The organism is Janthinobacterium sp. 78, from assembly GCF_003096775.1.
Lineage (GTDB): Bacteria > Pseudomonadota > Gammaproteobacteria > Burkholderiales > Burkholderiaceae_D > Janthinobacterium > Janthinobacterium tructae.
Window position 1 is genome coordinate 276,954 of sequence record NZ_QENT01000001.1, and the last position, 25,251, is coordinate 302,204.

General features: G+C 63.5%; 25 protein-coding genes and 1 tRNA gene. 21 read left to right on the forward strand and 5 right to left on the reverse strand.

The features are described from left to right. The first annotated feature begins 141 nt into the window (after positions 1-141). Positions 142-1,275, forward strand: a complete 1,134-nt coding sequence (locus C8C92_RS01125; protein WP_165829234.1) for a nuclear transport factor 2 family protein — start codon at positions 142-144, stop codon at positions 1,273-1,275. Positions 1,276-1,277: 2 nt separating this feature from the next. On the opposite strand, the gene C8C92_RS01130 is transcribed toward C8C92_RS01125, so the two are convergent. Beyond that, positions 1,278-2,018 carry a GntR family transcriptional regulator gene (locus C8C92_RS01130; protein ID WP_099761411.1) on the reverse strand — a complete coding sequence of 247 codons (741 nt, stop codon included), beginning with the start codon at positions 2,016-2,018 and terminating at the stop codon, positions 1,278-1,280. Positions 2,019-2,245: 227 nt separating this feature from the next. On the opposite strand from C8C92_RS01130, the gene C8C92_RS01135 reads away from it, so the two are divergent. The 12 genes from C8C92_RS01135 to C8C92_RS01190 all read left to right on the forward strand — a co-directional run bounded on the left by C8C92_RS01135 (position 2,246) and on the right by C8C92_RS01190 (position 16,455). Next, on the forward strand, positions 2,246-3,601 hold the full coding sequence (locus C8C92_RS01135) for a serine hydrolase (protein ID WP_243420082.1): 1,356 nt from the start codon (positions 2,246-2,248) through the stop codon (positions 3,599-3,601). A gap of 81 nt (positions 3,602-3,682) precedes the next feature. Further along, on the forward strand, positions 3,683-4,969 hold the full coding sequence (locus C8C92_RS01140) for a D-amino acid dehydrogenase (protein ID WP_116742800.1): 1,287 nt from the start codon (positions 3,683-3,685) through the stop codon (positions 4,967-4,969). Positions 4,970-5,049: 80 nt separating this feature from the next. Beyond that, on the forward strand, positions 5,050-5,493 hold the full coding sequence (locus tag C8C92_RS01145; RefSeq protein ID WP_116742801.1) for a YchJ family metal-binding protein: 444 nt from the start codon (positions 5,050-5,052) through the stop codon (positions 5,491-5,493). A gap of 40 nt (positions 5,494-5,533) precedes the next feature. Continuing rightward, positions 5,534-7,156, forward strand: a complete 1,623-nt coding sequence (locus tag C8C92_RS01150) for a carboxyl transferase domain-containing protein (protein WP_116742802.1) — start codon at positions 5,534-5,536, stop codon at positions 7,154-7,156. A 21-nt stretch (positions 7,157-7,177) separates the two neighbouring features. Next, on the forward strand, positions 7,178-7,966 hold the full coding sequence (locus tag C8C92_RS01155; protein WP_099761401.1) for an enoyl-CoA hydratase/isomerase family protein: 789 nt from the start codon (positions 7,178-7,180) through the stop codon (positions 7,964-7,966). Positions 7,967-8,011: 45 nt separating this feature from the next. Then, on the forward strand, positions 8,012-9,340 hold the full coding sequence (bioA, locus tag C8C92_RS01160; protein ID WP_116742803.1) for an adenosylmethionine--8-amino-7-oxononanoate transaminase: 1,329 nt from the start codon (positions 8,012-8,014) through the stop codon (positions 9,338-9,340). Position 9,341: 1 nt separating this feature from the next. Further along, positions 9,342-10,538 carry an 8-amino-7-oxononanoate synthase gene (gene bioF, locus C8C92_RS01165; protein WP_116742804.1) on the forward strand — a complete coding sequence of 399 codons (1,197 nt, stop codon included), beginning with the start codon at positions 9,342-9,344 and terminating at the stop codon, positions 10,536-10,538. Then, the gene (bioD, locus tag C8C92_RS01170; protein ID WP_099761393.1) at positions 10,528-11,319 is read left to right on the forward strand and encodes a dethiobiotin synthase; all 792 of its coding nucleotides are present in this window, start codon (positions 10,528-10,530) and stop codon (positions 11,317-11,319) included. The genes bioF and bioD overlap by 11 nt, the downstream gene beginning before the upstream one ends. Positions 11,320-11,352: 33 nt before the next feature. Further along, a complete protein-coding gene (gene bioB, locus C8C92_RS01175) occupies positions 11,353-12,399 on the forward strand; it encodes a biotin synthase BioB (RefSeq protein ID WP_099761390.1) in 1,047 nt (348 codons plus the stop codon). Positions 12,400-12,559: 160 nt separating this feature from the next. Further along, on the forward strand, positions 12,560-14,587 hold the full coding sequence (locus C8C92_RS01180) for an acetyl/propionyl/methylcrotonyl-CoA carboxylase subunit alpha (protein WP_116742805.1): 2,028 nt from the start codon (positions 12,560-12,562) through the stop codon (positions 14,585-14,587). A 10-nt stretch (positions 14,588-14,597) separates the two neighbouring features. Then, on the forward strand, positions 14,598-15,530 hold the full coding sequence (locus tag C8C92_RS01185; RefSeq protein WP_099761386.1) for a glyoxylate/hydroxypyruvate reductase A: 933 nt from the start codon (positions 14,598-14,600) through the stop codon (positions 15,528-15,530). A 1-nt stretch (position 15,531) separates the two neighbouring features. Then, positions 15,532-16,455: a hydroxymethylglutaryl-CoA lyase gene (locus C8C92_RS01190; RefSeq protein WP_116742806.1), complete on the forward strand. Its 924-nt coding sequence runs from the start codon at positions 15,532-15,534 to the stop codon at positions 16,453-16,455. Positions 16,456-16,625: 170 nt separating this feature from the next. Here the strand turns inward: C8C92_RS01190 and C8C92_RS01195 are convergent. Further along, positions 16,626-16,702: transfer RNA gene (locus C8C92_RS01195), tRNA-Pro, on the reverse strand. A gap of 178 nt (positions 16,703-16,880) precedes the next feature. Between C8C92_RS01195 and C8C92_RS01200 the strand changes: the two genes are divergently transcribed. Continuing rightward, entirely contained in the window at positions 16,881-17,501 is a 621-nt protein-coding gene (locus C8C92_RS01200; protein ID WP_133250681.1) for a hypothetical protein, read from the forward strand. 37 nt (positions 17,502-17,538) lie between these two features. Here the strand turns inward: C8C92_RS01200 and rsmI are convergent, their stop codons facing one another. Then, positions 17,539-18,447 (reverse strand): 16S rRNA (cytidine(1402)-2'-O)-methyltransferase, encoded by a 909-nt coding sequence (rsmI, locus tag C8C92_RS01205; RefSeq protein WP_096232747.1) that lies wholly within the window; start codon positions 18,445-18,447, stop codon positions 17,539-17,541. Between the two features lie 165 nt (positions 18,448-18,612). Here rsmI and C8C92_RS01210 point away from each other — a divergent pair, with 165 nt between their 5' ends. The 7 genes from C8C92_RS01210 to C8C92_RS01240 all read left to right on the forward strand — a co-directional run bounded on the left by C8C92_RS01210 (position 18,613) and on the right by C8C92_RS01240 (position 23,507). After that, a complete protein-coding gene (locus C8C92_RS01210; protein ID WP_116742808.1) occupies positions 18,613-19,815 on the forward strand; it encodes a penicillin-binding protein activator in 1,203 nt (400 codons plus the stop codon). Positions 19,816-19,826: 11 nt separating this feature from the next. Next, the gene (locus tag C8C92_RS01215) at positions 19,827-20,186 is read left to right on the forward strand and encodes a YraN family protein (protein ID WP_099761373.1); all 360 of its coding nucleotides are present in this window, start codon (positions 19,827-19,829) and stop codon (positions 20,184-20,186) included. A 57-nt stretch (positions 20,187-20,243) separates the two neighbouring features. Then, positions 20,244-20,840: a phosphoheptose isomerase gene (locus C8C92_RS01220; protein ID WP_099761370.1), complete on the forward strand. Its 597-nt coding sequence runs from the start codon at positions 20,244-20,246 to the stop codon at positions 20,838-20,840. After that, positions 20,833-21,519 (forward strand): BON domain-containing protein, encoded by a 687-nt coding sequence (locus C8C92_RS01225; RefSeq protein ID WP_116742809.1) that lies wholly within the window; start codon positions 20,833-20,835, stop codon positions 21,517-21,519. Before C8C92_RS01220 ends, C8C92_RS01225 begins: the two co-directional genes overlap by 8 nt. An 86-nt stretch (positions 21,520-21,605) precedes the next feature. Beyond that, positions 21,606-22,127: a TlpA disulfide reductase family protein gene (locus tag C8C92_RS01230; protein ID WP_116742810.1), complete on the forward strand. Its 522-nt coding sequence runs from the start codon at positions 21,606-21,608 to the stop codon at positions 22,125-22,127. A 97-nt stretch (positions 22,128-22,224) separates the two neighbouring features. Further along, positions 22,225-22,815 (forward strand): sigma-70 family RNA polymerase sigma factor, encoded by a 591-nt coding sequence (locus tag C8C92_RS01235; protein WP_099761362.1) that lies wholly within the window; start codon positions 22,225-22,227, stop codon positions 22,813-22,815. Beyond that, positions 22,812-23,507: an anti-sigma factor gene (locus C8C92_RS01240; RefSeq protein ID WP_116742811.1), complete on the forward strand. Its 696-nt coding sequence runs from the start codon at positions 22,812-22,814 to the stop codon at positions 23,505-23,507. Before C8C92_RS01235 ends, C8C92_RS01240 begins: the two co-directional genes overlap by 4 nt. Positions 23,508-23,509: 2 nt before the next feature. Here C8C92_RS01240 and C8C92_RS01245 read toward each other — a convergent pair whose 3' ends face one another. Both C8C92_RS01245 and C8C92_RS01250 read right to left on the reverse strand, forming a co-directional pair. Then, positions 23,510-23,932, reverse strand: a complete 423-nt coding sequence (locus C8C92_RS01245; RefSeq protein ID WP_116742812.1) for a PaaI family thioesterase — start codon at positions 23,930-23,932, stop codon at positions 23,510-23,512. A gap of 90 nt (positions 23,933-24,022) precedes the next feature. Continuing rightward, the gene (locus C8C92_RS01250; RefSeq protein ID WP_116745802.1) at positions 24,023-25,180 is read right to left on the reverse strand and encodes a PepSY-associated TM helix domain-containing protein; all 1,158 of its coding nucleotides are present in this window, start codon (positions 25,178-25,180) and stop codon (positions 24,023-24,025) included. Positions 25,181-25,251 lie beyond the last annotated feature (71 nt).

The following is a 25,251-nucleotide window of genomic DNA, read 5'->3' on the forward strand; positions in this document are numbered from 1 at the left end:
ACCGCTCCGGAATCGCCATTCCGGAGTCTGACATCGTGTTTGGCGACATCCATTCCCCTGCATTTCGATAACTTATCGACCACCAGCGACCTGAAATAGTCGTTGCTCCGATAAACGTAGTTCTCCATGCAGGGTAAATCCATGATTCAATTTTTAATGCGCACGCTACTCGCCTGTTGCTTGCTCAGCAGCGCCGCCGCCGGCACCGCCGCCACCGCAGACCAGGACGAAAATGCCATCCGGGAAACCGTGCACTTGTATCTGCACGGCACCAGCTTCAACGTACCGGACGAGATCAACCAGGCCTTCCATGCCACCGCCCGCCTTTACCTCGACGGTAAAAACGGTGCGGAATGGGAGTTGAGCGGTCCGGAATACGCCAAACTCTTTTCCCAGGAGAAAAAAGGGCAATTCAATGGGCGCCACGGACGACTGATCAAGGTGGAAGTGAGCGGCAAGGTGGCCAGCGCCAAGGCCGAGATCCACATTCCCCAGCAAGGCGTGCGCTATGTGGATGTGTTTCTGTTGAAAAAGATCGCCGGCCACTGGAAGATCATCAGCAAGTCGGCCGATCGCGAGCCGGCAGCTCCGCGCCAGGCACGCAAGGTGCTGCTGGTCGTGTCGAATGTGCATCAATATCCGGGCACAAAGGTTAACGCAGGCAATAATTTTCCCGAGCTAGCGTATACCTACGACGCCTTTCGCAAAGCAGGGTACGCGGTCGACTTCGTCAGTCCCGACGGTGGCGCCATTCCTTTGGAAATGATCGTCACGTCGGACGAGTTGCTCAAGAAGCATCTGTACGACAGTGATTTCATGTGGGCACTGGCCCATACCACGCCCGTCGCCGATGTCAGGGCAGACGAGTATGCGGGCATGGCTTTCGTCGGCGGCGGCGCGGCCATCGTCGGCGTCCCGGACAACCAGCCGCTGCAGGACATCGCTGTGCGCATCTATGAACAACAAGGTGGAGTGATCGCGGCCATCTGCCATGGCACCGAGGGCATCAAGAACCTGAAGCTCAGTGACGGTACTTTCCTCATCCAGGGCAAGGTGCTCACCTCGTTCCCCGATGCGTTTCTCAACAAGGAATCACCGGTATACAAGGCCTATCCCTTTTCGGCAGAGGCCAGCATCAAGCGCCATGGCGGCATCTTCAGACACGGCGCCAACGGCAAGAGTCACGTCGAGGTCGATGGCCGGCTGGTGACCGGCATGAGCTGGGAGTCGTCCGTCGGCGTGGCCGAATCCATGATGCGCCTGCTCGAGCAGTAGATTTATGGCGCGCGGCGCATTTCCGCCACAAAATCGTAATGATCGCTGCGGCAATACGAATGCGTCAGTTCCACCGCTTCGCCCGACTCCAGATAGGCGATGCGCGTGATGAACAGCACGGCCTGGCCATCGGGGATGCCCAGTTGCTTGGCCAGCACGTCCGTCGCATTCATGGCGCGGATGTGCTGCAAGGCACGCACGGGGGCCTTCTTGATGCTGTTTAAGTATTCGTACAGCGAATCGCCCACGGCGGCCGGGTCCGGCACCACGCTGAAGGGCAGCACGCTCACTTCATACGCCATCACCACATCGTCGGCCAGGCGCAAGCGCTCCAGGCGCGCCACTTTCGTGTTCTGCGCCAGGCCCAGGCTCAGCTGTTCATCGCTGCTGGCGATGACGACTTCGCGCTTGAGCCAGCGCGAGCCGGGGCGGTAGCCGCGCTGCTGCAGCTGCTCGGAAAAGCTCGACAGGTTCGACAGCGGCTGCTCGATGCGCGGGGCAATATAGTTGCCCGAACCACGGCGGCGCACGACGAGGCCTTGCTCGACGAGCTGGTCGATGGCCTTGCGGGCAGTCACGCGCGATACGTCGAGCAGTTCGGACAGGGTACGTTCAGAGGGCAGGGCCTGGTCTACCTGGTAGCGGCCATTGCGTACGTCATCGCTCAGCTTGCGGGCGATCTGCATATATAAAGGCGAATTGTCATTTAAATCGACCTTGAGTTCTACGCTGGTCTGGCTCATACAGTTCTCCTTGTCCTCCTAGTGTAATAGCGATGGCGCTTGCGCGTAGCCCATCCACCTATGAATAAATGGAAAATGACCATAAATAACGGTTATACATTTAAAAAAACAATGTTTTACCGTACGTATAGCTTTGCATTATAGATAAATAAGCAATTTTCATTGGCGTAGTCAAGCATCCCCCCCTATGCTGGCAAGGCGTCCATCCACCATGACACAGGGAAAGCATGATCAACAAAATGACGGGTTTGCTGGGCTTGCTACTGCTGGGTACGACCTGGACTGCACTGGCCACCCCGCCCGGCAGCGGCACTGAGCCACGCGTGCCACAGGCACAGCAGCGCGCGCTTAATGCGGCGCTGGCCGCCATCGTCGATGACCCGGCCCATCCGCTGGCCAGCCTGTCCGTGCTGGCCATCCGCCACGGCAAGGTGTCGTATCAGCAGCAATTTGGCTACCGGCACATCGGCGCCACGCCGGCGCAGCATTTGCCGGTGACGCCGGCCACGCTGTTTCGCATCGCCTCGGTATCGAAGATGATGACCACTGTGGGCCTGATGCGGCTGGTCGAGCAAGGCAAGCTGAGCCTGGACCAGGACGTGGGCATCTATCTGGGCTTTTCCTTGCGCAACCCGCATTTCCCTCAGCAAGCCGTGACCTTGCGCAGCTTGCTCAGCCACACTTCCTCGCTGCGCGACGCGGGCGGCTATGCCTGGGGCCCCGAACGCAGCTTGCGCGACGTGTTTACGGCCGGCGGCGACCTCATGTGGGATGCGGCCATGCCGCCAGGCCGCTATTTCACGTATTCCAATCTGAACTGGGGAGTCATCGGCACCGTGATGGAAAAAGTCACGGGCGAGCGCTTCGACTTGCTGATGCGCCGTCTGCTGCTCGATCCCCTCGATGTGCGCGGCGGCTACCACCCGGCGGCCTTCCCTGCGGCGGACGTGGCGAACACGGCCACCCTGTACCGCAAGCGCACCTTGGAGACGGAACAGTGGCAGCCGCACGGCCCCTGGATCGCCCAGGCCGATGCTGTTTACCAGCGTCCACCCGCCGTGCCCGCTGGCCTGGCCAACTATGTGATCGGCAGCAACGCCACCGTCTTCAGTCCCACGGGCGGCTTGCGCATTTCCGCCGCTGACTTGGGCAAGATCATGCAAATGCTGCTCGACGGTGGGCGCTACCAGCATCAGCAGTTGTTGCAGCCGGCCAGCATCGCGCTGATGTTTGCCCGGCAATGGCAGCTGGCGCCAGATGGCAGCAATGGCGACAGCGAGCGGGGCCTGTACCGCGCCTGGGGCCTGGGCAACCAGCAGTTCGATGCGCTGGCGGGGCAGGGCAATGGCCTGGTCGAGGGCGCCAGTTTCACGGCCGTGGGCCACCTGGGCGACGCGTATGGCCTCGTTTCCGCCTTCGTGCTCGATTTCAATAACAGGAATGGCATGGTAATGCTGGTGGGCGGCACGGGCAGCGATCCCGCGCAGTATCCCGGCACGTATTCCGCCATGGGGCGCAGCGAGGAGTTGATCCTCACGGCGCTCTACCATGGTGCGATTGCCAACAATCAATCCCTGCCTTGAAATGGTGCATTCCTGAAAGTTATGGCTGCACCATGATGTTTCATTGGCTGCCTTGGCGGCCAGCCTCTAAGCTCTTCCCGAATGCTCCCGCACCATGGGAGCGCAACGCAGCGAGGCAACATGCAGCAACACGTCATCATCATCGGCGGCGGCGTCGTCGGTCTGACATCGGCCTGGTGGCTGGCCGAGGCCGGCTACAAGGTCACGGTACTGGAACGCAATGAACAAGTGGCGATCGCCGCCAGCTACCGCAATGGCGGCCAGCTCAGCTATCGCTATGTAGCACCGCTGGCGGACGCGGGCGTCCCCCTGAAAGCCCTGCAATGGCTGCTGCAGAAAGATGGCCCGCTGCGCTTCCGGCCCGAGGCCGACTGGCGCCAGTGGCGCTGGATGGCCAGTTTCTTGCGTAATTGCAACAGCGCCAGCAATGCCCGCACGACGGCCAAGCTGCTGCAACTGGGAGAATTAAGCCGCGCCGGCATGGCGCAGCTGGAACTGAGCGTGCCGCCCGAGGCGTATGCCTGGCGCGATGCGGGCAAACTCATCGTCTACCGCTCGCCCGCCATCTTTCAGCGGGCCGTGGCCCGGCCCGAGTCGGAAGAAGCGCGCATCGTCTTGTCGCCACAGGAAGCCGTGCAGCGCGAACCGGCGCTGGCCGCCTTGCAAGGCTCCCTGGCGGGCGGCATCTTTACCGAGGGCGAGGCGGTGGCCGATTGCCACGCCTTTTGCCTGGCCCTGGAAGCACGCCTGCTGCAGCACCCGAATTGTTCGCTCCTGCTGAAAGGCGAGGCGCGCCGCCTCGTCACGCACAAGGGCAGGATCACGGGCGTCGACACCAGCCTGGGCCTGTTACAGGCGGACCACTATGTGCTCGCGGCCGGCATACAGAGCCGCGACCTGGCCGCCACGGCGGGCATTTATTTGCCGCTGTACCCTTTGAAGGGCTACAGCCTGACGGCGCCCATCCGCGCACAGGACAAGGCGCCCGAGATCAGCATCACGGATTTTGAGCGCAAGGTGCTGTATGCGCGCATTGGCAGCGACCTGCGCGTGGCCGCCATGGTCGACATGGTGGGCGCCGACAACAGCATCGATTGGAACCGCATCGCCGGCCTGACGCGGCTGGCGCGCGAAGCCATGCCGCACGGCGCCGACTACGACCAGGCCACGGCCTGGGCCGGCCTGCGCCCCGCCACGCCGAACAGCGCGCCGCTGGTGGGCGCCAGCACCTACGCCAACCTGTGGCTCAACGTGGGCCACGGCCCGCTGGGTTTTACGTTTGCCGCCGGCACGGCGCGCATCCTCGCCGATCTCATGGCCGGCAAGGCGCCGCCGTTTGCGCTGGACTTCCTCAGCCCGAAAAAGTAGCTGGCCAAGGCGGCGCGCACGCGCCGCTGCCGATATGACGGATAATTGCGGAACTTTCCTGTTCCCCTATCCGCGTCCGCATGCCCACACCCTCGACATCTGCCGCCTGCCCCTGTGGCGGCGCCTCCTACGCCAGCTGCTGCGGCCCGTATATCGCGGGCGACGCCTTGCCGCCCACGGCCGAAGCTTTGATGCGTTCGCGCTACACGGCGTTCACCTTGCGCGACGAGCCCTATCTGCGCGCCACCTGGCATGCCAGCACCCGTCCAGCCGACGCTTTATTTGCCGAAGAAGAAAAAGTCCACTGGCTGGGACTTGAGGTAAAATCTGCTTTACGTTTACGTCAACGTAAAGCAGTATCAGCAGATCAAGCCGAAGAGATACACCGCGACAGCGTCGAATTCGTGGCCCGCTACAAGGTCAACGGCCGCGCGCACCGCCTGCATGAAGTGAGCCGCTTCGTGCGCGAGGCGGGTGACGGTGGCATGCGCTGGTTTTATCTCGACGGCAGTTTTCCCGAATAGCGCGACCCGAGAGACCGGGCGATCATAAAAAGGAACCGCAATGCCGCACATCGAAAGCAAACTCAATCCGCGCAGTGAAGATTTCAAGGCCAATGCCGCAGCCATGCAAGCCATCGTCGACGATTTGCGCGACAAGGTGGAAAAGATCGCGGCTGGCGGCGGCGAAGCGGCGGCCGCCAAGCACCTGGCGCGCGGAAAACTGCTGCCGCGCGACAGAGTGCAGATGCTGCTCGATCCCGGCACGCCCTTCCTCGAGTTTTCCCAGATGGCGGCCTACGCCATGTACCAGGACGCCAAGGGCGTCGATGCGGCGCCTTCCGCCGGCATCATCACCGGCATCGGCCGCGTCTCGGGCCAGGAATGCGTCATCGTCTGCAACGACGCCACCGTCAAGGGCGGCACGTATTACCCGATGACGGTGAAAAAGCATTTGCGCGCCCAGGAAATCGCCGACCAGAACAACCTGCCCTGCATCTACCTGGTCGACTCGGGCGGCGCCAACCTGCCGAACCAGGACGACGTCTTCCCCGACCGCGACCATTTCGGCCGCATCTTCTACAACCAGGCGAACCTGTCGGCCAAGGGCATCCCGCAGATCGCCGTGGTGATGGGCTCTTGCACGGCGGGCGGCGCGTATGTGCCGGCCATGAGCGACGAGTCGATCATCGTCAAGGAGCAGGGCACGATTTTCCTCGGCGGCCCGCCGCTGGTGAAAGCGGCGACCGGTGAAGTGGTGACGGCCGAAGACCTCGGTGGCGGCGACGTGCACACGCGCTTGTCCGGCGTGGTCGACCACCTGGCGCAGAACGATTTGCATGCGCTGTCGCTGGCGCGCACCATCGTTTCGAACCTGAACCGTCAAAAACCGCAGCAGATGGCCTTGCGTGCATCCGTCGAACCGACATACCCGACGCAGGAACTGTATGGCGTGATCCCCGTCGATACGCGCAAGCCCTTCGATGTACGCGAAGTGATCGCGCGCATCGTCGACGGCAGCGATTTCGACGAATTCAAGGCCCGCTACGGCACCACCCTGATCTGCGGCTTCGCGCATATCTATGGCGTCAAAGTCGGCATCATCGCCAATAACGGCATCTTGTTCTCCGAATCAGCGCTGAAAGGCACGCATTTCATCGAATTGTGCTGCCAGCGCAAGATCCCGCTCGTCTTTCTGCAAAATATCACGGGCTTCATGGTAGGGCGCAAGTACGAAAACGAAGGCATCGCCCGCAATGGCGCCAAGATGGTCACGGCCGTGGCCACGGCCGCCGTGCCGAAATTCACGGTGATTATCGGCGGCAGCTTCGGCGCCGGCAATTACGGCATGTGCGGCCGCGCCTTTTCTCCCCGTTTCATGTGGATGTGGCCGAATGCGCGCATTTCCGTCATGGGCGGCGACCAGGCCGCGTCCGTGCTGGCCACCGTCAAGCGCGACGGCATCGAGGGCAAGGGCGGCGCATGGAGCGCGGACGAGGAAGCGGCCTTCAAGCAGCCGATCAAGGATCAATACGAACATCAGGGCCACCCATACTATGCCACCGCGCGCCTGTGGGACGATGGCGTGATCGACCCGGCCGACACGCGCATGGTGCTGGGCCTGGGGCTGTCGGCCGCCTTGAACGCGGAAATCCCGGACACGAAGTTCGGCGTATTCCGCATGTAAGCGGCACTCAGGGAGAAGATCATGGAATTTGAAACCTTAAAGCTGGTCATCGAGGGCAATGTCGCCACCGTGACCCTGAACCGCCCCGACGTGCGCAACGCCTTCAACGAGACGACGATCGCCGAACTGGCGCGCGCCTTCGAAGGCCTGGGGCGCAGCGACATGGTGCGCGCCATCGTGCTGGCCGCGAATGGCGCGGCCTTCTGCGCCGGTGCGGACTTGAACTGGATGAAGAAGATGGCCGGCTACACGCACGCCGAAAACCAGGCCGACGCGCTGCAGCTGGCGCAGATGCTGCGCACGATTTACCTGTGTCCCAAGCCCGTCGTGGCGAAGATCCAGGGCGACTGCTATGCGGGTGGCATGGGCCTCGTCGCCGCATGCGATATCATTCTGGTTGCGGAAGACGTGCATTTCTGCCTGAGCGAAGTGCGGCTGGGACTGATCCCGGCCACTATTTCACCGTATGTCATCAAGGCCATGGGCGAAAACGCGGCACGCCGCTATTTCCTGACCGCGGAGCGATTCTCTGCACAGGAAGCGCTGCGCATCGGCTTTGCCCACGAGGTAGTCGAGGCAAGCGCGCTGGACGCGAAAACCTTTGACGTGCTCAAAGCGCTGACGGGCAACAGCCCGCACGCCGTGGCGCAAGCGAAAACGCTGGTGCGCGAAATCGTTGGCCAGCCGGTCGATGACGCGCTGCTGGCGGACACCGCCGAGCGCATCGCGCACATCCGCGCCTCGGAGCAGGGCCGCGAAGGCGTGCAATCGTTCCTCGACAAGCGCAAGCCGAGTTGGCTCATGGGCTAGTTAATAGTCCAAAGCTCATGGACTAAGAATATCATTGGAGCAGTTTTGAAAGCAGAAAAACAATCGGGCTGGGTCGAACGCAGTCTGCGCAGCGTGTGGCATCCGTGCACGCAAATGCAGCATCACGAGACTGTACCGCTCATCCCCGTCAGCCATGGCCGCGGCGCCTGGCTGTATGACCACGAAGGCCGACGCTACCTGGACGCCATCAGCTCCTGGTGGGTGAACCTGTTCGGCCACGCCAATCCGCGCATCAATGCGGAACTCAAGGACCAGCTGGACCGCCTGGAACACGCCATGCTGGCCGGTTTCACGCATGCACCGGTGGTCGAACTGTCGGAAAAGCTGTCGGCATTGACGGGCGGCGTGCTTGGCCACAGCTTTTACGCGTCCGACGGCGCCTCGGCCGTGGAAATCGCCCTGAAAATGAGCTTTCACGCGTGGCGCAACAGCGGCAAGAGTGACAAGCAGGAATTCGTCTGCCTGAAGGGCAGCTACCATGGCGAAACCATCGGCGCGCTGGCCGTCACGGACGTCGCCCTGTTCAAGGATGCCTACGGCCCCCTGCTGCGCGCCACGCAGACGGTGATGTCGCCCGACTTCCGCCAGGCAGCTGAAAACGAAACGGCGCAGGACGTGGCGCGCCGCGCGGCCGCCGAAGTTGAGCAGCTGTTTCAGGAAAAAGCCGACAAGATTGCCGCCATCATCATCGAGCCGCTGGTGCAATGCGCCACCGGCATGGCCATGCATGACCCGCTGTACCTGTCGCTGGTGCGCGCCCTGTGCGACCGTTATCACGTCCATTTGATCCTCGACGAAATCGCCGTCGGCTGCGGCCGCACGGGCACTTTCTTTGCGTGCGAACAGGCCGGCATCTGGCCCGATTTCGTGTGTCTGTCGAAGGGCATCAGCGGCGGCTATTTACCCCTGTCCCTCGTGATGACGCGCGAAGACATCTATCAAGCGTTCTACAGCACCGACGTGCGCCGCGGCTTTTTGCATTCGCACTCGTACACGGGCAACCCGCTGGCCTGCCGCGCAGCGCTGGCCACCTTGTCCATCTTCGAGGAAGACGACGTGCTGGTGGCCAACCGGGTGCGCGCCGCCAAGATCACGCGCGCCCTGGCACCGCTGGCGCAGCATGAGCGCGTAAAACACTTCCGCCAGCAGGGCATGATCTGGGCATTCGATGCCGTCGATGCGGCGCCCGATTTTTCGCGCCGCTTCTTCAGCACGGCGCTGGAACACGAACTGTTGATGCGCCCCATCGGCTCCACCGTCTACCTGATGCCGCCATATATCCTCGACGACGAGGAAATCGCGGGCCTGGGCCAGCAGACGCTGGCCGTCTTCAACACAGTGATCGGGGCCTGAGATGGAACTGATCGCGCGATTACAACAGCAGCTGCAAGGGCTGGAAGAGCGTAGCCTGATCCGCCGCCGCCGCACCGTCGACACGCCGTGCGCGCCGCGCCTGACGGTGGACGGACGCGACATGCTGGCCTTTTGCAGCAATGACTACCTGGGCCTGGCGTCGCATCCGCGCATCGTCGCCGCGCTGAAAGAGGGCGCCGACCTGTATGGCGCCGGCAGCGGCGCTTCGCACCTGATCAGTGGCCACAGCCGCGCCCACGCGCAGCTGGAAGAACGGCTGGCCGCTTTCGTCGGCGCCAACCTGGAGCAGGCGCGCGCCCTGTATTTCTGCACCGGCTACATGGCTAATCTGGCTGTGCTGACGGCCCTGGCGGCGGGCGATGCGGACACGGAGATTTTTTCGGAAGCGCTGAACCACGCCTCGCTGATCGACGGCACGCGCCTGGCCCGCGTCAAGACGCGCGTGTATCCGCATGCGGACCTCGATGCCCTGGCGGTCCTGCTGGCGGACAGCAAAGCCAAAACCAAAATCGTCGTCACCGACAGCATCTTCAGCATGGATGGCGACCTGGCGCCGCTGCCCGCGCTGCTGGCCCTGTGCGAGCGCTATGGCGCCTGGCTGGTGGTCGACGATGCGCACGGCTTCGGTGCGCTGGGCGAGAATGGCCGTGGCGCGCTGGAACACTTCGACCTGCATTCGCCGCACCTGGTCTACGTGGGCACCCTGGGCAAATCGGCCGGCGTGGGTGGCGCTTTTGTTTGCGCGCACGAAGCCGTGATCGACACGCTGATCCAGAAGGCGCGCCCCTACATCTTCACCACGGCGGCCGCGCCCGCGCTCGCGCATGCGCTCTTGGCCAGCCTGGACATCATCGCCGGTGAGGAAGGAAAACAACGTCGCAGGCACCTCGCGGCGCTGGTGGCGCAATGGAACGATGGCTTGCAACTGCAACACTGGCAAGCCTTGCCATCACTGTCCGCCATCCAGCCCGTCATCATCGGCGACAATGCGGACATGCTGGACATCGCCGCTCAACTCTACCAGCAGGGACTGTGGGTCGGCGCCATCCGCCCGCCCACCGTGCCAGCCGGATCGGCGCGCCTGCGCGTGACCCTGTCGGCCGGCCACACGGCGCAGGAAGTGGCGCAATTGATCAATGCAATCAACACCCTGGAAAGGACACGCCATGAGCCTTGATGACCCTATCGTGGCGGCAGTGCTGGCGGACCTGGCGCCGGCCGTGCAGCCGGCTCCGGCCACTGCCGGCCTGCCATCGCGCTTTGCCTGTTTCGTCACCGGCACGGACACGGAAATCGGCAAGACCTTGACCTCGTCGGCCCTGCTGCACGCGCTGGTGGCGCGCGGCGTGCGCGCCTGCGGCATGAAGCCCGTCGCCGCCGGCGCCGAGATGCGCGACGGCGAACTGCATAATGAAGACGCCGACAGCCTGATCGCCGCCGGCAACGTCACCATGCTGCGCAATATCACCACGCCCTACATGCTGAAGGAGCCGGCCGCGCCGCACATCGCCGCCGCGCTCGAAGGCGTCAGCATCGAGTCGGTGCCGATCCTGGCCGCCTACCTGGAAATTGCCGCCGCCTCGGACGCGGTCGTGGTCGAAGGCGTGGGTGGTTTCCGCGTGCCGCTGTCGCCCGGCTTTGATTCGGCCGACCTGGCGCAGCAGCTCGACCTGCCCGTGATCCTGGTGGTCGGCATGCGTCTGGGCTGCATCAGCCAGGCCTTGCTGACGCTGGAAGCCATCGAAGCGCGCGGCCTGACGGTGATCGGCTGGGTCGCCAACACCCTGGAAGTGGAAATGCGCTTCCTCGACGAAAATATCGATGCGCTGATCGAGCGCATCCCGGCGCCGCTGCTGGGCAAGGTGCCGCGCCTGGCGCAGCCGAGCGCGCAAGCGGCGGCGGCGTATCTCGATTTCACCGGCTTGCCGAACTGGCCGGCGCAGCATCCCAACACTTAAAACGTATCCAAAAAATAGAAGCGAAGGAATCACATGTCTCACGTCCAAGAAGCAACAAAAACCGTCGAACTGCACCGCCCTGCGGCGCGCATCACCGTGCCGGAAGCGGCCACCTGGCCCGTCGCCGATGTACTGGCCCTGTTCGACCTGCCATTCAATGACCTGATGTTCAAGGCCCAGCAAACCCACCGCATCAACTTCCCCGATGGCGACGTGGAACTGGCGACCCTGTTATCGATCAAGACGGGCGGCTGCGAAGAAGACTGCGGCTACTGCCCGCAAGCTGCCCGCTATGACACGGGCGTGGAAGCGAAAAAAATCCTCGACATCGACACGGTGCTCGACGCGGCGCGCCAGGCGAAAGCCAATGGCGCCACGCGCTTCTGCATGGGCGCCGCCTGGCGCAGCCCGAAAGAGCGCGACATGGAAAAAGTCGAAGAGATGGTGACCAAGGTGAAGGCGCTGGGCCTGGAAACCTGCGCTACTTTGGGCATGCTGGAAGAGGGACAAGCGGACCGCCTGAAAAACGCGGGCCTGGACTTCTACAACCATAACCTCGACACGGCGCCCGAGTTCTACGACAACGTCATCTCCACGCGCGAATACCAGGACCGTCTGGACACTTTGGGCCGCGTGCGCGAAGCAGGCTTGAAAGTGTGCTGCGGCGGCATCGTCGGCATGGGCGAAACGCGTCTGCAGCGCGCGGGCCTGATCGCCCAGCTGGCCAATTTGAATCCGTATCCGGAATCGGTGCCCGTCAACCATCTGGTACAAGTGGAAGGCACGCCTTTGTTCGGCCTGGAAGCGCTCGATCCATTTGAATTCGTGCGCACGATCGCCGTGGCCCGCATCACCATGCCGAAGGCGCGCGTGCGTTTGTCGGCGGGCCGCCGCCAGATGGGCGAAGCCGTGCAAGCGATGTGCTTCCTGGCTGGTGCCAATTCCATCTTCTACGGCGACAAGCTGCTCACCACCGACAACCCGGAAGCGGAAGACGACCGCGTCTTGCTGGGTAAGCTGGGCCTGCAGACGCGCGGCGCCATGCTGGACTCGGTACAGAAAGAGAAGTGCGGCTGCTGATGACAGCCTTGTCGGGTTACGCCGTGCCGGCTAACCCGACCTACGATATCCAGCCTCACCATGCGTAGGTCGGTTTAGCGCGTTGCGCGTAAACCGACAAACCAGCAGACAAGGTCCGCCAAGAGACAGCTGCCCCTTTTTGAGAGAATAGAGAGAGACCATGTTCACTAAAATCCTGATCGCCAACCGCGGCGAAATCGCTTGCCGTGTCGCCGCTACCGCGCGCCGCATGGGCATCCAGACCGTCGCCGTGTATTCGGAAGCGGACGCCAACGCCAAGCACGTCGCCGTGTGCGACGAAGCCGTCCTGATCGGCCCCGCGCCGGCCAAGGAAAGCTATCTGTGCGGCGACAAGATAATCGCCGTGGCGCTGGCCACTGGTGCCCAGGCGATCCACCCTGGCTATGGCTTTTTGTCCGAGAACGCCGACTTTGCCGACGCCTGCCACGCTGCGGGCCTGGTCTTCATCGGCCCGCCGGCGTCCGCCATGCGCGCCATGGGCTCGAAATCGGCCGCCAAGTCGCTGATGGAAAAAGCCAATGTGCCGCTGGTGCCCGGCTACCACGGCGAGAATCAGGATGCGGACTTTTTGCACGGGCAGGCCGACAAGATCGGCTACCCCGTGCTGCTGAAGGCATCCGCTGGCGGCGGCGGCAAGGGCATGCGCGTCATTGACAACAGCGCCGACTTCAAGGCCGCGCTGGCCTCGTGCAAGCGCGAAGCGATCAGCTCTTTCGGCGACGACAAGGTGCTGGCCGAAAAATACCTGTCGCGTCCGCGGCATATCGAAATCCAGGTGTTTGCCGACACGCTCGGTAACTGCATCTACCTGTTCGAGCGCGATTGCTCGGTGCAGCGCCGTCACCAAAAGGTGCTGGAAGAAGCGCCGGCGCCGGGCATGCCGGCGGAGCGCCGCGCCGCCATGGGCGAAGCGGCCGTCGCCGCCGCCAAGGCCGTCGGCTACGTGGGCGCGGGCACGGTGGAATTCATCGCCAACCAGGATGGCTCTTTCTATTTCATGGAAATGAACACGCGCCTGCAGGTGGAACATCCGGTAACGGAAATGATCACCGGCACCGACCTGGTGGAATGGCAGTTGCGCGTCGCCTTTGGCGAACCGCTGCCGAAAAAACAAAGCGAACTGACGATCCACGGCCACGCCATCGAGGCGCGCATTTATGCGGAAAATCCGGAAAAGGGCTTTTTGCCGTCGATCGGCACGCTGCGCCACATGCAGTCGCCATCGGCCGTCACGTTCGAGCTCGGTGGCACAGTGATTCCGGCCGCCGTGCGCATCGATTCGGGCGTGCGCGAAGGCGACGCCATCTCTCCGTTCTACGACCCGATGATCGCCAAGCTGATCGTCTGGGGCGCAGACCGCCGCGAAGCGCTGGCGCGCATGGCGCAGGCGCTGTCGGAATACCAGATCGTCGGCCTGGCCAGCAATATCGCCTTCTTGAAACGCCTGGTCGAAGGCCAGGCATTTGCCAGCGCGGACCTCGACACGGGTTTGATCGAGCGCAATCAAGACACGCTGTTCCCCGTCCTGCAGGCGGCGCCCGACACGGCCCTGGCGCTGGCGGCAGTCAGCCTGCTGACGGAAGAAAAAACCGCGTCCGAAGCGCAGTCGAGCAACCCTGCCGACCCATGGGGCAATGCCCTGGGCTGGCGCTTGAACAGCACCCTGGGACGCAGCCTGGCGTTTGCCGACGAATTCGCGCTGGCCAGCGCCAGCAAGGCCTATGCCGCGCGCATCGCCTATAAAACCGATGGCTGGCTGTTCAACGGCCAGCCCCTGACCTTGACGGCGCGCACAGGCAACGAGCTGCACATCAAGCTGGGCGAGCGTGCCGTGCATGGCACGGTGCTGCGCGATGGCGAGCAGTTCCACGTATTCACCAATGGCTTGCACCATACCTTGCATTACAGCGACCCGATGGCGCATGCGGGTGAAGTAGAAGCGGAAGGCGGCCGCCTGACGGCGCCGATGCCGGGCAAGGTCGTCGCCGTGCTGGTGAACAAGGGCCAGGACGTCAAGAAGGGCGAGCCGCTGGTTATCATGGAAGCGATGAAGATGGAGCATACGATCGCCGCGCCGCACGACGGCCTGGTGGAAGACGTGCTGTATGCAGTCGGCGACCAGGTGGCCGACGGCGCGCCGCTGCTGGCCTTCAAGGCGGCCGCATAGAGGTCAGCACATGCGCATCCTGTTACAACGCTCGGACGGCAAGCAAGCGGCGTGGATTGCCGATTTCAAAGACTTGCTGCCCGAAGCCGAAATTGTTTTCTGGCGCGAAGGCGACACGTTCGCGCCGTGCGACTATGCCGTCGTGTGGCAGCCGCCCGCCGCCATGCTGCCCGCGCTGGCCAACGTCAAAGCCATCTTCAACACGGGCGCCGGCGTCGACGCGCTGTTGAAATTTGGCGAGGCGCTGCCCGCGCACGTGCCGCTGGTACGCCTCGATGACGCGGGCATGGGCGTGCAGATGGCCGAGTATGTGAGCCACGCCGTGCTGCGCCACTTCCGCCGCTTCGACGACTACGAGGCGCAGGGCCGCGCCGGCATCTGGCAGCCGCTGCCCGCGTTCGACAAGATGGATTTCCCCGTCGGCGTGCTGGGCATGGGGGTGCTGGGCACGCGCGTGCTGCAAGCGCTGGCGCAATTCGAATTTCCGCTGCGCGGCTGGAGCCGCAGCCGCAAGCAGCTCGATGGCGTCGAGTGCTACTCAGGCGAAGAGGGGCTCGAAGCATTCTTGCGCGGCACGCGCGTGCTGGTGTGCATGCTGCCGCTCACGCCGGAGACGCACAACCTGCTCGACCGCACGCGCCTGTCGATGCTGCTGCCGGGCGCCTACGTCATCAACGTGGCGCGCGGCGCGCATCTCGCCGAACCGGATTTATTGACACTGATCCGCTCCGGGCATATCGCCGGGGCGACCCTCGACGTGTTCCGCAACGAGCCGCTGCCGCAGCAGCACCCGTTCTGGCAAGAACCCCGCATCACCATCACGCCGCATATTTCGGCGGCCACCCTGCGCCGCGAAAGCGTGGCGCAGATCGCCGCCAAGATGCGCCGCCTGCACGCCGGAGACTCTGTCGCCGGCATCGTCAACCGTTTGCAAGGATATTGAGATGAGCAATCAACCGCATTTGCCGAAACAGGTCAAGATCGTCGAGGTGGGTCCGCGCGACGGCCTGCAAAACGAAAAGGACACCATCAGCGCCGCCGTCAAGATCGAACTGGTCAACCGCCTGACCCTGGCCGGCTTCGCCAATATCGAGGCGGCGTCGTTCGTCTCGCCAAAATGGGTGCCGCAAATGGCCACCAGCGCGGAAGTGATGGAGAAAATCGCGCGCCGCGCTGGTACCATTTATTCGTCGCTGACGCCGAACATGCAGGGTTTCGAAGCGGCGCTGGCGGCGAAAGTCGATGAAGTGGTGATCTTCGGCTCCGCTTCCGAGGCGTTCTCGCAAAAGAACATCAACTGCTCGATCGCCGAATCGATCGCCCGCTTCGAAGGCGTGGCGAAGGCGGCCAAGGAACACGGCCTGCGCCTGCGCGGCAGCATCAGCTGCGCCTTCGGCTGCCCCTACCAGGGGGAAGTGCCGCTGGACGCCGTGGCCGACGTGGTGGGCCGCATGCGCGACCTCGGTTGCGACGAGATCGACATCGCCGACACCATCGGCGTGGCCACGCCACGCAAAACGCAGGCGGTGATGCAGCGCGCGATTGCGGCTTTTCACGTGGGCGGCCTGTCCGGCCACTTCCACGATACCTACGGCCAGGCGCTGGCGAACATCTACGCCAGCCTGGAAACGGGTATCGCGATCTATCACTCGTCCGTCTCGGGCCTGGGCGGCTGCCCGTACGCCAAGGGCGCCACCGGCAATGTGGCCACCGAGGACGTGCTGTACATGATGCAGGGGCTGGGGATAGACACAGGCATCGACCTGGACCTGGTGGTCGATGCGGGGCAGTTCATCTCGCAGCAGCTGGGCCGCAAGGGATCGAGCCGGGCTGGCAACGCCATCGCGGCGAAACGCGCCGCTGTTTGAGGTAGGTCGGATTAGCGCGCAAGCGCGTAATCCGACGCCACCAGAGACATGGCCAACAATGTTGTCGGGTTACGCGCTGTGCGCTAACCCGACCTACGCCAGCCGTACGTAAACCGTACAGACGAAAAAAAACCCAAGAGCCGAAACTCTTGGGTTTTTTTCTACAAATTTGGTCGGAGTACAAGGATTCGAACCTTGGACCCCCTGGTCCCAAACCAGGTGCGCTACCGGGCTGCGCCACACTCCGAAGACCAAGATAATACAGGCCGTATCGACTTCGGTCAAGGGTCAGGTGAAACTCTGCGTAAATTATTTACGCGCGGCACTGGAAGCCCTGTATTTTTCAACATGCATGAAATATGCGACACTCGGTTTGCAAGTTTTCCCGATCAGACATGAAGGCGACGACGGCAATGGATTTCAGTATGGAAAGAAACGGCGGAAGCGGCGGTGGCCAGCCCTTGCCGCATCGCCGCAGCATCGCGCTGGGCATAGCCGTATCCTTGCTGCTGCATGGCGCCTTGATCTATCTATGGCGCCATGTGCAGCCGCCTGTCCCGCCGGACACGGCGCCGCGCGTGGAGTCGATCGCCGTGTGGATACGTCCGCTGGCCGCCAAGCCGCCCCCACCGCCTGTCGAGGTCATCAAGCCGAAGCGCGAAGCAAAACCCGTCAGCAAGCCGAGACTCGCCACGGCCAGGGAAACGCCAGCGGCGGCCACGGCGCCAGCGGCCAGCCCGCAAGCCATCACGGTGGTACCGGCCACGCCAGCGGCCAGTACCGATACCTTCAGGCAAGAGACGCCAAAGTTCGACATGGAAGCGGCCAGGAAGACGGCGCGCAAGATGGCCGGCGAACGCGACCCGTCCAAGGTAGGCACGGCCGTGGGGCAAATCCCCGACAAGCCGCTGCAAACGGAAACCCAGTTGGCGCGCGATATCGCGCAAGGCAAGCGCGGCGACTGCCGCAGCGCCTATTCAGGCGCAGGCTTGCTGGCGCCCGTGCTGATGTTGCTCGACAAGAAGGATAGCGGCTGCAAGTGGTAGTTACCTAACAATCATCACCGGGCATGCAGAGAGCAGCCTATTCCTGCCCCTTCAACTGCAACGCCCGCTCATACAGCGCATTCTTCTTGCGGCCCGTGATCTGCGCCGTCAAGTTCGCCGCCTGCTTGACGCTGCATTCGGCCAGCAAGATGTTCAGGATGCGTTCCGCTTCCACGTCTTCCGCGTCCTGCGCCTCCGTCGCGCCTTCGAGCAGCACGACGAATTCTCCCTTTTCGCGGTGCGCGTCGGCACGGATCCAGCTTTCCGCTTCGGACAGGGGACAGCGGTGGATTTCTTCGAACATTTTCGTCAGTTCGCGCGCGAACACCACCTGGCGCGTGGGCTCGAACGCTTCCACCAAAGCCGTGGCGCAATCGAGGATGCGGTGCGGCGCTTCATAAAACACCATCGTCGCCGTCACGCCGCGCAGGCTGTGCAAGATGTTTTCGCGCTGCTTGGCCTTCGCCGGCAGGAAACCGACGAAGTAAAACTGGTCATTCAACAAGCCGCTGGCGGAAATGGCGGTGATGGCCGCCGACGGACCGGGCAGGGGCAGGACGCGCAAGCCGGCCGCGCGCACGGCGTCGACGATGCGCGCGCCCGGGTCGGACACGGCCGGCGTGCCCGCGTCGGAGACGAGGGCGATGCGCTCGCCGGCGTGCAGGCGGGCGATCAGGGTTTGCGCCACTTCGCGTTCGTTATGTTGATGCGCCGCAATTAGCGGCTTGTTCAAGCCAAAGCGCGTCAGCAGGTGCGCCGTGTTGCGCGTATCTTCACAGGCGACGGCATCGGCAATGCTCAGCAAATGCAGCGCGCGCAGGCTGATATCGGTCACATTGCCGATCGGCGTGGCCACTATATACAATGTTGCGATAGGATAGACCTGGTGCGCCGCCTCTGTCATGATGGGCAGGCTGGCGATGGAACTGATTTCTTGTACGGTCATTTTGGAGGTTGAATGCTTGCTAATAGTGTGAAGTTACTGCTTGTTTGTGCCGCGACCGGCATGCTGAGCGCTTGCAGCACGCCTTGCGACGCGCCCGGGCAATTGTGCGCGCCTATTGAATCTAACACAAGAGCGCTGCCGCCACCGACGCCGCGGGCGCCGCCTGTGCCGCCCAAGCCGCCCGCGCCCGAACCGGTGACGTTTGCCGTGGCCGTGCCCGATATTACCGCGTACGACGGCAACGGCGCCCCATTGTCTCCCATCACCACCAAGCCGGCGACGGGCACGCCGCAGGACATGCCGGCCGCCACGGCGCCGGCGCCGTCCGACGGCAAGGTCCACCACATCGGCCTGCTGCTGCCGCTGCGCTCGGCGTCCCTGGGCCCGGCCGCCGAACTGCTGCGCGCCGGCTTCATGGCCGCGTACGAGCGCGACCGCAGCGGCTTTGAAGTGACGGTGATCGACACGGGCGACGGCAGCAGCGACGTGCTGAACAAGTTTGCGCAAGCGCAAGAGGAACAGGACGTCGTCGTCGGGCCTTTGTCGCGCTCGGCCGTCACGGCCGTGGCGAATAGCGACCTGGTACGTAAACCAACGATTGCCCTGAACCACCCGGACAATCGCGGCGAGGCGCGCCTGCCGGCCAAGCTGCTGGTGATGGGCCTGTCGATCGAGGCGGAAGCGCGCCAGGTCGCCGCCTGGGCCGCCAGCGAACAGCCGGGCGCCAGCGCGCTGATCCTGTCGGCCGGTGCGCCCTCGCAGCGCCGCATCAGCGCCGCCTTCAAGCAGGAATGGCTGCGCCAAGGCGGCAAAGTCGATGTGATGGACTTGACGGCCACGAACGGCTACCTGAGCGATGCGGAACTGGTGCAGCTGCGCGCGCGCCTGGCCGCGACGCCGCCGGGCCTGCTGTTTGTCGCGCTCGACGCCGACCAGGCGCGCCAGCTGCGCGTGGCCATCGGCAGCGATCTGCCCCTGTATGGCACCTCATCCTTGAATCCCGGCGCCGGGCGCGGCGCCAGCGGCCCCGAGCTCGACGGCGCGCGCCTGCTGGACTTGCCATGGCAAGTCCAGCGCGACCATCCGCAAGTGATGGTGTATCCACAGCCGCCGCAGCCTGCCGAACGCCGTCTGACGGCCGACATGGAACGCCTGTATGCGCTGGGCATCGATGCCTTCCGCGTGGCCCGCGAAGTGGCGTTGCGCCCGAACACGCCGTTCACGCTCGATGGCGTGACGGGCCGTCTGGCCGTGCGCTTTGACGATGATCAAAGCGTGTTCGAACGCACGGAACAGGCCGCCACCTACCAGCAGGGCGTGCTGGGCACTTGGCCGCCGGTCACGCCGGCCACGCCACCGGTACAGTAAGGACATGCGCCATGCCGCCCTTCGCTTTCTGGAACAAACGGGAACGGGGACGGCAGGGAGAAGACGATGCGCTCGCGTATCTGCTGCTGCAAGGCCTGGTGCTGCTGCAACGCAATTATCTGTGCAAGGGAGGCGAGCTGGACCTGATCATGCGCGATGGCGCCTGCATCGTTTTCGTCGAAGTACGGCTACGCAGCAGTGCAGCCTGCGGCGGCGCCCTGGCCAGCATCACGCCAGCCAAGCAGCGGCGCATGGTGGTGGCCGCGCAAACCTGGCTGCAGGGGCAAAAGACTTTGCCGCCGTGCCGCTTCGACGCGCTGGCCATCGATGGCGGGCACATCAGCTGGCTGCAGAACATCCTCGATATGTAAGCATTTTTAACAGTGCTTGTCCGCCATGCCGCGTGCCTGCACTATAATCGGCAGACTATGAATAATCAACGCATCCTCTCGCACTTTCACGAAAGTGCCGAACTCAAGATCCAGGCCGCTACCGTGCTGGCGCCACCCATTGCGCAGGCGATCGACCTGATGTTTTATGCATTGTCCAACGGCAACAAGATCCTCGCCTGCGGCAACGGCGGTTCCGCCGCCGACTGCCAGCACTTCGCGGCCGAGCTGGTGGGACGCTTCGAACGCGAGCGCTTTCCGCTGCCGGCCCTGGCGCTGACGACGGACACCTCGATCCTGACGGCCGTGGCGAACGATTACAGCTACCGCGAGATTTTCTCGAAGCAGGTGCAGGCCTTCGGCCAGGCCGGCGACATCTTGCTGGCCATCTCCACGTCGGGCAATTCGGCCAACGTGCTGGCCGCCGTGGAAGCGGCGCTCGAGCGCGAAATGCGCGTCGTGGCGCTGACGGGCAGGGACGGCGGCGCCATCGGCAAGGTGCTGACGGACGCCGACGTGCATATCTGCGTGCCGGCCGAGCGCACGGCGCGCATCCAGGAAGTCCATCTGACTACCATACATTGCATCTGCGACGGCATCGACGTCGCGCTATTCGGAGGAGACGTGAATGACTAAATTCGGTACTGGCCCAGGCTGGAAACGCGTACAACGCCCATTGGCTACCGCACTGCTGTGCGGCGCCATGCTCACCTCGCTCACCGGCTGCATCGAACTGATGGTCGGCGGCGCAGTGATGGGCGGCGTTGCCGCAGCGGACCGCCGCACCCTGGGCGCGCAGACCGAAGACAAGTCGATCGCCCTGAAAGGCGAGTCGCGCATCCCCTCCATCGTCGGCGATGCCGGCCATGTGAATGTCACCAGCTTCAACCGCCGCGTCCTGCTGACGGGCGAAGTGCGCGACGATGCGATGAAAAATGCCGTCGAACGTGAAGTGCGCAATATCGAGGGCGTGGAATCGGTGGCCAATGAACTGATCATCGCCGGCCCGGCCAGCTACACCTCGCGCTCGAACGACGCGCTGATCACGGCCAAGGTCAAGGCCAGCCTGGTCGACATGAAAACCATCTCGGCCGCCTCGTTCAAGGTCGTCACGGAAAACGGCACCGTCTTCCTGATGGGCCGCGTTACCCAGCGCGAAGGCACGGTCGCGGCCGATGTGGCGCGCGGCGTGGGCGGCGTACAGAAAGTGGTCAAGCTGTTCGACTACATTTCGGAAGCGGAATTGAAACAATTGCAGCCCGATCCGCCGCAGCAGCGCACGACGAACACGGTCAGCGATACGGTCCAGCAATAAGGTCCTCCCCCATCCGGCCTACGGCGCCTGAGTGATGATGCGACTATAATGGCCGCATCGTTGCTCAACATTAGTGAAACTTCGCCATGTCAACTTCGCCCTCCGCAAGCAAGTCCTGGATCAAGCCAGCCCTGATCGCCGTCTTCGTGGCGGGCGTGGCGGCAGTCGGCTATCTGTCGCTGAATGACAAGCAAAGCGCGCCGGACGTGACCTTCCACGGCATCCATGGCGAGAAAATCACGTCAAGCAGTTTGCGCGGCAAGGTCGTGATGGTCAATTTCTGGGCCACTTCCTGCACCACGTGCGTGGCGGAAATGCCGGAGATGATCGATACCTACAACAAGTACAAGGGGCAGGGCCTGGAATTCGTGGCCGTGGCCATGAAATACGATCCGGCCAACTACGTGCTCAATTTCGCCGAAACGCGCCAGTTGCCGTTCAAGGTGGCGCTCGACGTGACGGGCGAGGCGGCCAAGGCCTATGGCGACGTGGCCCTCACGCCCACCACCTTCGTGCTCGACAAGCAGGGCAAGATCCTCAAGCGCTACGTGGGCAAGCCCGAGTTTGCCGAACTGCATAAACTCCTGGAAAAGGCCATCGCCGGCTGATTCAGTCCCCAGCACCGCACAAAACCCTGTTGCCAGGTGTTGCCAAGCTGTTATAACCTTCCCTTGCGTGATCCCCATCCCCTTGTGAAGGCCAGCCGTGTCCCTCGCCGCTCAATCGCTCGACCCGCAACAACTGAAAACCTGGCTGCTCGCCGCCGGCAACAAGGACGCCACCGCGTTCCGTCAGCTATATAACTCCACCTCATCGAAACTGTTTGGCTTCGCGCTGCGTATATTGCATAAGCAAGAGCTCGCTGAAGAAGCCTTGCAAGAGGGTTTCGTCGCCATCTGGAACAACGCCGCCACTTACCAGAGCCATCTGGCCGCGCCGATGACCTGGATGGCCACCATCGTGCGCAACAAGGCGTTCGATGTGCTGCGGCGTAGCGACGATAGCGTGGAAATCGATGCCGAACAGTTTGATAGCGAAGTCATGAATGCACTGCGAGACCCCCAGGCCACGCCGATCGAATCACTGCAGATGAGCGGTGACGCCAAGGCGCTGGCGTTTTGCATGTCGGCCCTGGAAGGGCTGCACCGGCAGGTGGTCGCCCTGGCGTTCTATCACGACCTGTCGCACAGCGAAGTGGCGCAGCAGATGTCGCTGCCGATCGGCACCGTGAAAACCTGGATACGTCGCAGCCTGGACCGGCTGCGCACGTGCCTGGCGAAACGGGAGGCATCATGAATATCCGCGGCAATGACAGCCTGCGCCAGAAACTGGCGTCCGAATACGTACTGGGCACCTTGAAAGGGGGCGCGCGGCGGCGTTTCGAAGGCTGGCTGCACAACGACGCCGATTTGCGCAATATCACGGCCGAATGGCGCCAGCGCCTGGAACCGATGGCGGAATTCGCCACGCCCGTGGCGCCGCCAAAGCGCGTCTGGCAGCAGATCGAGCAGCGCCTGCACTTGGCGCCGCAGGGCGGCTGGTCGCTATGGCGCGATGCGCTGTCGTTCTGGCGTGGTCTGGGCCTGGCCTCGAGCGCCATCGCCGCCTTGCTGGTGATCGTCGTGGCCACGCGCATGCTGGACGCGCCGCAAATCAGCTATGTCGCCAGCCTGACGGACGAGAAAGCGCAAACGGCCCTGCTGCTGACGGCCGATAGCCGCCACGGCGCGCTCGAGGTGCGCATGCTGGGCAACGCCCCCGTGCCTGCTGATCGCGACCTGGAACTGTGGGCCGTGCCGAAGAGCGGCAACCCCCGCTCCTTGGGCTTGCTGGCCGGCAAGGGCAATATAAAACTGGCCCTGTCGCAGCGCGCCATCGGCAGCGACGTGGCCCTGCTGGCCGTCACCCTGGAGCCGAAAGGCGGTTCGCCGAATCCGAACGGACCGACAGGGCCGGTTTTGTATAAAGGTAACTGGGTAAAAATGTAAGCTTATCTGGGATACAGAATCATCTGCGTGCAGCGGAACAGGGCAATCGTCTTGCCCGTTTCCTTGTTTTTCACCACGGCATCCCACACTTGCGTGTTGCGGCCCTTGTGCTCGACTTTCGCCGTGCAGGTGAGCGTGCCTTCGCGGACCGTGCCCAGGTGGTTCGATTTGAGCTCGATGGTGGTGAAGTTGTTCGCGCCCTCGGGCAGGTTGACGATGCAGCCATAGCCGGACGCCGTGTCGGCCAGGGTCACCACGCTGCCCGCGTGCAGATAGCCGTTCGGCGCCAGCAGGTGGGGCAGCACGGGCAATTCCGCCGTCAGCTGGCCGTCGCCCACGGCCGTGATGACGATGCCCAGGTGGCCGGGCAAGCGGCCTGTGCCGCGTTCATTTAACATTGCTACGGTGATGTCGGGATGGCTCATGCGGGTCCTTGTGCGGGTGAGTCCGGACAGCGGATCTGCCGGAAAATACTATGATGATAGCAACTTTCCCCACATCGGTTTGACGGCCGCTTATTTCCGGCTGCGCCGCCGTTTCCACCACACCAGACTGCCCGTCAGCAGGAACAGCAGCGGCATCAGGCCGAACACCGTCATGAAACTGCGCCCGGCCAGGCCGAACGCCTGCCCCGAATGCAGGGGGAATTGCCAGCCCAGGAAAACGTCTCCGGCCGGCGCCCGCAAGGGATCGCGTATGCGCAAGGGCAAGCCGCTGCGCGCGTCCAGGGTGATGCGCGTGGCGCCGTCGCCCTCGGCGATTTCGTCAGGCTGGCGCACGCGGATCTCGTACGGCTGGTCCTGTTTCGCTGGCAGCCCGATGCGCGACACGCGCGCCTGCGGATACAGCCGCTGCGCGGCGGCCATGGCCTGGCCCGCATCGAGCAGGGCGCCATCCTGCGCCACATTTTTCAGTTTTGCCGTGTCCGGCACCGTCGATACCAGATCCACCAGCGGCACGATCAATTGCGGCAAATTGAAATAGATGCCGGAAAAGGCCAGCACGGCCAGCACGGGCGCGGCAAAGAAGCCGGCCGCCTTGTGCAAGGTGTAATGAAAACGCGGCCAGGAGCCGCCATGCGACACCGTCAGGGCGCGCTTGATCGCCGTCCAGTGCAGGCGCGGCCACCACAGATAGATGCCGCTCAGCGCCATCAGCAGCAGCATCACGCCGGAAACTCCAGTGATGGTCTTGCCCACCTCACCCGACAATACATAGCGGTGCAAATGAAACATGCCCGACATCAGCAGCGGGCGCGTGAGGCCGAAACGGCCCCAGTCGCGCTCGCCTTTCACTTGCAAGGTATAGGGGTCGACCATCACTTGGCGCACGATGGCCTGGCTGAAGGGGGACGGCTTGCCCGCCTGGCGGTACGAAGCCACGTAGACGTCGCGCGCATCGGCGGGCGGATTGAGCTGGCTCGGCTTGCCGTAGGCGGGGTCGGCCGCAAGAGTGTCCACCACGGCCTGCAGCGTGCGTGGCGTCACCTGGAACACCTGGCCAGGCACGGGCGTGCTCGCCTGCAACAAATTCGGATTCAGATACGCGTCGAGCTCCGGCATCCAGGCGATGGCGGAACCCGTCAAGCCCAAGAGGACGAACAGGGCGCCGAACCACAGCCCCGCATACAGGTGCAGCTTGGTGAACAACCACTTGATCGAGCGTTGGGACATGGACACTTTGGGAAATTTGGGCTGCGAAACGATAGCATGAAAGACAAACACAATCGGCCTCACAGCGAACA

Excerpts from the sequence above, each read along its gene's own strand:
- C8C92_RS01220 (WP_099761370.1), top strand. The coding sequence starts at position 20,244 with ATGAATAATCAACGCATCCTCTCGCACTTTCACGAAAGTGCCGAACTC.
- C8C92_RS01190 (WP_116742806.1), top strand. The coding sequence starts at position 15,532 with ATGAGCAATCAACCGCATTTGCCGAAACAGGTCAAGATCGTCGAGGTG.
- C8C92_RS01150 (WP_116742802.1), top strand. The coding sequence starts at position 5,534 with ATGCCGCACATCGAAAGCAAACTCAATCCGCGCAGTGAAGATTTCAAG.
- C8C92_RS01215 (WP_099761373.1), top strand. The coding sequence starts at position 19,827 with ATGCCGCCCTTCGCTTTCTGGAACAAACGGGAACGGGGACGGCAGGGA.
- C8C92_RS01130 (WP_099761411.1), bottom strand. The coding sequence starts at position 2,018 with ATGAGCCAGACCAGCGTAGAACTCAAGGTCGATTTAAATGACAATTCG.
- C8C92_RS01180 (WP_116742805.1), top strand. The coding sequence starts at position 12,560 with ATGTTCACTAAAATCCTGATCGCCAACCGCGGCGAAATCGCTTGCCGT.
- bioF (WP_116742804.1), top strand. The coding sequence starts at position 9,342 with ATGGAACTGATCGCGCGATTACAACAGCAGCTGCAAGGGCTGGAAGAG.
- C8C92_RS01145 (WP_116742801.1), top strand. The coding sequence starts at position 5,050 with ATGCCCACACCCTCGACATCTGCCGCCTGCCCCTGTGGCGGCGCCTCC.
- bioB (WP_099761390.1), top strand. The coding sequence starts at position 11,353 with ATGTCTCACGTCCAAGAAGCAACAAAAACCGTCGAACTGCACCGCCCT.
- C8C92_RS01135 (WP_243420082.1), top strand. The coding sequence starts at position 2,246 with ATGATCAACAAAATGACGGGTTTGCTGGGCTTGCTACTGCTGGGTACG.
- C8C92_RS01185 (WP_099761386.1), top strand. The coding sequence starts at position 14,598 with ATGCGCATCCTGTTACAACGCTCGGACGGCAAGCAAGCGGCGTGGATT.
- C8C92_RS01155 (WP_099761401.1), top strand. The coding sequence starts at position 7,178 with ATGGAATTTGAAACCTTAAAGCTGGTCATCGAGGGCAATGTCGCCACC.
- C8C92_RS01240 (WP_116742811.1), top strand. The coding sequence starts at position 22,812 with ATGAATATCCGCGGCAATGACAGCCTGCGCCAGAAACTGGCGTCCGAA.
- rsmI (WP_096232747.1), bottom strand. The coding sequence starts at position 18,447 with ATGACCGTACAAGAAATCAGTTCCATCGCCAGCCTGCCCATCATGACA.
- C8C92_RS01125 (WP_165829234.1), top strand. The coding sequence starts at position 142 with ATGATTCAATTTTTAATGCGCACGCTACTCGCCTGTTGCTTGCTCAGC.
- C8C92_RS01230 (WP_116742810.1), top strand. The coding sequence starts at position 21,606 with ATGTCAACTTCGCCCTCCGCAAGCAAGTCCTGGATCAAGCCAGCCCTG.
- C8C92_RS01245 (WP_116742812.1), bottom strand. The coding sequence starts at position 23,932 with ATGAGCCATCCCGACATCACCGTAGCAATGTTAAATGAACGCGGCACA.
- C8C92_RS01140 (WP_116742800.1), top strand. The coding sequence starts at position 3,683 with ATGCTCCCGCACCATGGGAGCGCAACGCAGCGAGGCAACATGCAGCAA.
- C8C92_RS01200 (WP_133250681.1), top strand. The coding sequence starts at position 16,881 with ATGGAAAGAAACGGCGGAAGCGGCGGTGGCCAGCCCTTGCCGCATCGC.
- bioD (WP_099761393.1), top strand. The coding sequence starts at position 10,528 with ATGAGCCTTGATGACCCTATCGTGGCGGCAGTGCTGGCGGACCTGGCG.
- C8C92_RS01225 (WP_116742809.1), top strand. The coding sequence starts at position 20,833 with ATGACTAAATTCGGTACTGGCCCAGGCTGGAAACGCGTACAACGCCCA.
- C8C92_RS01250 (WP_116745802.1), bottom strand. The coding sequence starts at position 25,180 with ATGTCCCAACGCTCGATCAAGTGGTTGTTCACCAAGCTGCACCTGTAT.